Raw genomic sequence first — 6,302 nt, 5'->3', positions numbered from 1 at the left:
ACGGATACTCTTATCTGAAAGTGTCACGATTTTACCCTTGACTTGCTTGCCATCTTGGTCAAAGTAAAGTGTTTGTTTGCCAATCTTTTGAAGGCCTGTCACTGCTTTTCCAGTTTGGTCAAAGTAATACCATTCGTTCTTGGCACCTTCTGCAAACTTGCCAACTGCCATTTCTCCTGAGTTAGCATCAAAGTAACGGATGGATTTATCAGCTAAAGTTACTACTTTCCCCTTGACTTGCTTGCCATCTTGGTCAAAGTAAAGTGTTTGTTTGCCAATCTTTTGAAGACCTGTCACTGCTTTTCCAGTTTGGTCAAAGTAATACCATTCGTTCTTGGCACCTTCTGCAAACTTGCCGACTGCCATTTCTCCTGAGTTAGCATCAAAATAACGGATACTCTTATCTGAAAGTGTCACGATTTTACCCTTGACTTGCTTGCCATCTTGGTCAAAGTAAAGTGTTTGTTGACCAATCTTTTGAAGACCTGTCACAGCAACTCCATCTGCTCCAAAATAGTACCAATCACTTGGGTTATCACCCTGAGCAAAACGATTGATAACAGCATTTCCTGAATCCTTGTCAAAGTAACGAAGTTTGCCATCCTTAGCACTCACAATCTTGCCCTTAACCTGATAGCCGTTTTCATCAAAGAATTGCTGTCCATCTCCTATCTTGACAAGACCTCGAGCCATAACGCCCTTGGCATCAAAGTAACGCCAGTTTTCACCATCAGTAGTGTAGTAACGGTTGAGAACTTGGGCACCAGTTTGATCATAGTAGTACTGATTACCATTTTCATCTTCACGGATAGAATCACGAAGTTGAATACCATTCTTCAAGAAATAAACGTGCTTGCCATCAATTTCATGAGCACCTGTTACAAGATAACCTCGTTTATCGAAGTAATACCAATTTCCATTTTCATCTTGGATAAAGGAATTTTTAGCTTGATAACCACTAGTTGAATAGAACTTAGTACCATTGGCATCACTAACAAATCCTGTGTAAGCATTCTTATTAACTAATTGCTTAGGCAATACGATCTCGCCATTTTTGTTAGTGAGGTAGTCGTTGCTAGCCCAGTCTTTAAGAACATAGTAAGCACCACGACCTAAGATATTGGTACCATTGAAGTACTTAGCCGACCACTTGGTAATCTTCTCATCTGTTGTCATTTTTTGACCATTGGAAATCTGTACTCGTTCAAAGATTTCTGGATATTTAGCTTTAAGCTCATCCAAGAAGGCTCCACCGTACTTACCTTGGAAATCAGTCCCATTGGTCTTACTATTAGCTACATAGAGTTTTTCCTTAATTTCTGCGCCTTCACGGTAGGTTCCATAGTTATTGACACGTGTTGCTGTTACCACTTCCTTACCTGGTAGGTTATAGATTTGATCTGGTACCCAGTCCGCGATGGCTTGGATATTGACACTGTGAAGCGCACGGAGAGCATTGAGCAAATCTTTTAAAGAACCATATTTATTGTTCTTACTCATGGCCATATCGTAGCGGTCTTCAAAGGCATAACCATTCTGAATGATAGAATCTAAGAAAGTACCGTCTTGGCTAGATACATACTGAGGTGGTAGCTCAAATGAAGTTACTCCCCATTCCTTGAAGAGGTTGACATTTTTAGCAATGACTTTATTGGTATATTGGTCATCGCGTGTTGCAAAGTCCTGGAAGTTAGAAAATCCTTCGTAAATCAACTGAGAATCAAGGGCTGCGCTAGATTCGTAAACCTGACCACTGGCATTTTTCTTCTTGCTTGCTGTTGTACGAGCATCCTGATCTGCCTTAGCGCCAACTGGTACCCAAACAGCCAGATATCCAGAAACCTGTACATTGCTGTAGCCTGCAATATCATTCATATCAAAGGTTAAAATACCATTAGCATCTGTCTTCTTCCAGAGCGATTGCGGCACTTCTTCGTCAGTTAGATAGCGGGAAATACCATCTTTGGTCGTCAAAAGCACAGGGCGATAGTATTGATTCTTATGGGCTGCTCCCATATTGACTTGCAGTTTATCCCACGCATTTAACTTGAGGTTAGGGTTGTTTGAAGCAATAACAGCCATCCCTTGAGTACGAGTTTCTGCTGTTCCTTCATCTGTTGCTTCATTAGCACCCGTACCGTAGCGCACAGAAGTCAAAATACCATTGTAAGACCATTTATCAGCCTCACGAGGTACACCCATATAAGTGACTTTCATGTCTTGTCCACCTGCTACATACTTAATACGAGCACGCAACAAGGCATCGATAGCGTCGTGGTAAGGAGATTTTTTCTCCATGTATTGACCATCATCGGTATAGAGATCACCATAGTAGACCCGAGTGATAGAGTCTTTATTGGAGAGCATGAGAGCATGAGCAGTTGGGATGTTGAACTGCGTATATTTCTTGTCCGCCTTGCGCATATCTTCGTTGTAGATCTTGAAGGCTTGCTTGAGTTCATCCATGGTAAAGGTCAAACCATCCGTATTTGGATTGATATTTTCTCGAATGATGTCGGCAATAACAGTTTGTACTTCACTATCATGAGCCCGAACAAAGATATAGTTAGCCATTCGTTCGCCATTTTTCTTTTCAGAAGAACGGTCATTTAGACTATTTGTAATCGTTGGCTCTACTCCGCTACGGATAGATAGATTACGCATGAATGAATAAAGCAAGGACAAGCGTAGCTTGTTGTCAATTGCTAGTTGAGCACCCTTAGTATCTTTGTTGTAGTCAGGATCGTTATCAGACCAAGCTTCCAAGATAGACAAATGCTTAATAGCTTCTTCTTCACTTTCTCCAACCTTGTAGCGAGACTTGAAGTAGTCAGATGCGATTTGGAGCAAGTCTGCGTTGACATTGTCCACCGCATCGACACGAACTCCATCAAAATTAGCAGTCGGATCATTGGCTACGATGCTTCCAAAGTTCATCATAAAATGCAACCAGTTGAGTTGTTCGGCCTGAACAGCTGGATTAGAATTGTCAAAGTCGCTAGAGAGCAAGAACTCATAACCACCGTTTGACTTGTCAATGAAGTACTTAGGTGTACCTGTTTGACTAGTAGGGGTACGGTTAAGCAGACGGAACTTAGAGTCAGCATGAGAGCTCTTCTCATTATTAGTATAAAGCAAAGCTCCACCCTGCAAGTGGTCCTTTTTAGTACCAGTTGTTTCAGACTCTGACTTGATATTCCAGTTTGGCTGGGTTTTGACAAAGGCACCCATCAGCGTTCTCAACCATTTGGTATCGCCTTCTTTACCAATTTTTTCCTCAATTTTGCGCTGAACCTGCTGAGAAGCTCCTGTCAGGAGAGCTTGTTCAACTTTGTTTTCAAAAGCACCTGCTCCCAGACCTTGCTGGTTCATATAGTTGAGGTAATTAATCTGAGTACGTTTATCAGGCCACCAAGCCATCAAAAGAGGACGTAAGTCTGTTTCTGTCGAAGCCGTCCATGTTTTTCCATCTTTTAAGATGAACTTTGGACGATACCAGCTATCTGCTGTCAAATAACCGTCTACAGTTTCAATATCCTTGTCAGTCGTACCATAGAAAGCATTCTTTTGGGAGAATTCATTATTGAGACTGCTGGTTCCTTGTTGGAACTGATATTCATTTGAATCAACTAAGGCACCAGTTTCTGCATCAAAATAAAGTATTCTACCATTAAGTTCAACTGCAAAGTTCTTTTTAACTGTACCATCGTCCTGAACATAGTAATTTTTACCATCAATGGTCTTAATATGAGATAGGACATCATCATCATGGTCAGCATTTACAGGTGCAGGTTGAGCCTGATCTGCCACCATTCTTTCAGCTACTGCTCCTTGTTTTTGAGCAGGTTCGGGCAAGCGATCTTTCTTTGCAACCTTTGGATTTGCAACAATCTTGTCTTCAACAGCCGATTTTTCTCGTTTGTCGCCTTCTTGGTCTTGGGCAGTTGTTGGCCCTGCTTGTTTATTCTGCTCTGCTACTTCTGTTTTAGGAGTTTCTGTGATTGCATTAGCAGCTTTAACTTCTTCTGCAACAGCAGCCTTTTCTGTAGATGCTTCTTTCGTATCTGCTGGTTTAGCAGGCTCTTGAGCATTGGTTTGAACTGTTGCTTCCGTATTTTCTGCTGGTTTAGCAGGTTTTTCACTAGCAGCAACATCGCCTGTCACCTTGTCTGCAGGGGTTGCTTTTTCTGCTTCTTTCTCAGAAGCTACGTTAGCTTGGGCTGGAGTTTGCTGACCCGGACCACTAGTCTGAGCTGTAGCAGGTTCTTGAACCACAACCTGCTTTACATCATCCGCATGGACAACGCCTGGTTCTAGACCAAGTACCTTTGGTGCTACAATAAGGGCCAAGGTAGTCAAAGCAATGGCTACCCAGTTTTTCTTAACTTTATGCATCTTATAATGAATCTTTTTCTCCATCATAAAACCTCCTTCTGAATTTAGTATAAAGTTATGCCCTTATTCTAGTATATTTTTCAAAATGATCTTTTTTTGTTGCACATCTACAACTATGAAAGGCAAATTCTTTCAAACTGTTCTTTAAGCTTTTGGGCAACACCAAAGGAATCTAAAAATTCAAAAAAAGATAGGCATTGCTCGATATCACTGAGAGCATTAGTATTCCCGACCTTATAGGCATACAGAGCCCTATGATACTTAATCAGCGTTCGATCATATAGATCTGTTTCAGGGATTTTAGAGTGGTCGAGATAATTGAGAAACCTCATAGCAACTAGCAGATGGTTTCCTTCTATACAGACGCTAATGACATTAAGTAGCATCTTGATAATACGGCGGCGATTTTCAGGTAGGTTGTTATAAAACTGGGTACGATTGATCATCTCACTAGCGAAGGTTTCCAACGTTTCCAAGGTCATCAAATCAACACTGTTTGTAAAAAGCCAGAGTTCATAACGTCCCCACTCCTCAACAGAAAAGAGATGATCCGTCAGGAATTCTATATCCTTCTTGCTAATCTGAAAATCTGAGCAACAGGAAGACAGAAGAGCTCTGACAATGATCGTATTGAGTTTATAGTTTTTCTTCTCAGGAAACTGTTCGGTCAAAGCTTCTGAGCTTGACAAAATATTTTGGAGCTTGACAACATTGTTTTCCTGATATGCATCAGCTACTTTTTTTGAAAACAGCACATCATCTGAATCAATGTAATTATGGTAAACATACTGAAACTCCTCTAGGGAAACGGCCATATTTTTTAAACAGCAATAAAAAGAATCAAGTGTGATCCCATTAACTCCCCGTTCAAAACGGGATAGCTGAGCTACGGAAATATCACCAGCAGCTACCTCTTTCAGGGACATTTTTTTTGATTCTCTAATGACTTTGAATATTTTTCCAAATGCTTTCAACATATCACTCCCCCAGTTTCGTATATGCAAAAAATTCTTACTAATTTTAATATACTAGTAACATGTTTCAATTATATTACAGAGAAAGTACTTTATATTTCAAATTAATACAAGCAGATTAATTCGCATGATAAGACCGTTTAATATAGCATTTATTGAATATTATATCTTTTCATGAATCTATTGATTTCAGTAGAAATCTGAACTATTCTATCTAACAACTTGAAAACACTAACATTTCTAGAGATAGATTCCTTCTTATGTTAAACGAATCTTGATTGATTTATAAAAGTTTGATATAAAATCGCAAGACAATCATCTGAAACATTTTTTAGACATGGAGTAAATTAAAAAACGAGAGCCGAACTCTCGTCTTACTGTTGATTTCCAAAGACATCTCGATAGAGCATGCCGTCTCGTAAACTTTCAGCATCTCCTCCTAATTGCTCTACCAATTCATAGGCAAAGGCAAGTGCGGTTGACGGTCCTCGGCTAGTTGTTAGATTGCCATCCACAACTACTGTTTGCTTTTGATAAATTCCGTCAGTAATTTGCTCCTGAACTCCGTCATAACAAGTAAAGTGCTTGTCTTTCAGGACACCTGCTTGATGAAGAGCGATTGGGGCTGCACAGATGGCAGCAATTTTCTTTCCTGCTTGGTTAAAGGCTTTAATCTGTGAAATGAGCGCTTGATTATCTCGTAGGTGAGCTGAGCCTGGCATACCACCCGGAAGAACGACCAAGTCATAGTCGGACAAATCGCCATCAAAAACACGATCAGCTTTCACCTGAATGCCATGCGATCCTGTCACCTGCTCTTCAAATCCTACCATATCACATGTAATGTTTGCTCGACGCAAGACATCAACTACTGTCAAGGCTTCGATTTCTTCAAAACCCTGGGCTAAGATAACTGCTACTGTTGCCATAGTG

At 40.5% G+C, this 6,302-nt stretch carries 3 protein-coding genes; all 3 read right to left on the bottom strand.

Translation table 11 applies throughout. The features are described 5' to 3' along the window. Positions 1 to 4,422: glycoside hydrolase family 70 protein (locus M1F63_RS03365; protein ID WP_247940713.1), on the bottom strand; the 4,422-nt coding region annotated here is incomplete at its 3' end. 86 nt (positions 4,423 to 4,508) lie between these two features. Continuing rightward, positions 4,509 to 5,372, bottom strand: a complete 864-nt coding sequence (locus M1F63_RS03360) for a helix-turn-helix domain-containing protein (protein ID WP_000909920.1) — start codon at positions 5,370 to 5,372, stop codon at positions 4,509 to 4,511. A gap of 371 nt (positions 5,373 to 5,743) precedes the next feature. Beyond that, positions 5,744 to 6,298, bottom strand: coding sequence for a DJ-1 family glyoxalase III (locus tag M1F63_RS03355; protein WP_000246651.1), 555 nt, complete (start codon positions 6,296 to 6,298; stop codon positions 5,744 to 5,746). Between the last annotated feature and the right edge of the window lie 4 nt (positions 6,299 to 6,302).

Source organism: Streptococcus oralis (genome assembly GCF_023109155.1).
GTDB classification, from domain to species: domain Bacteria; phylum Bacillota; class Bacilli; order Lactobacillales; family Streptococcaceae; genus Streptococcus; species Streptococcus oralis_BZ.
Note: the sequence above shows the minus strand (reverse complement) of the source record. Positions and strands in the feature narration are given on the sequence as shown.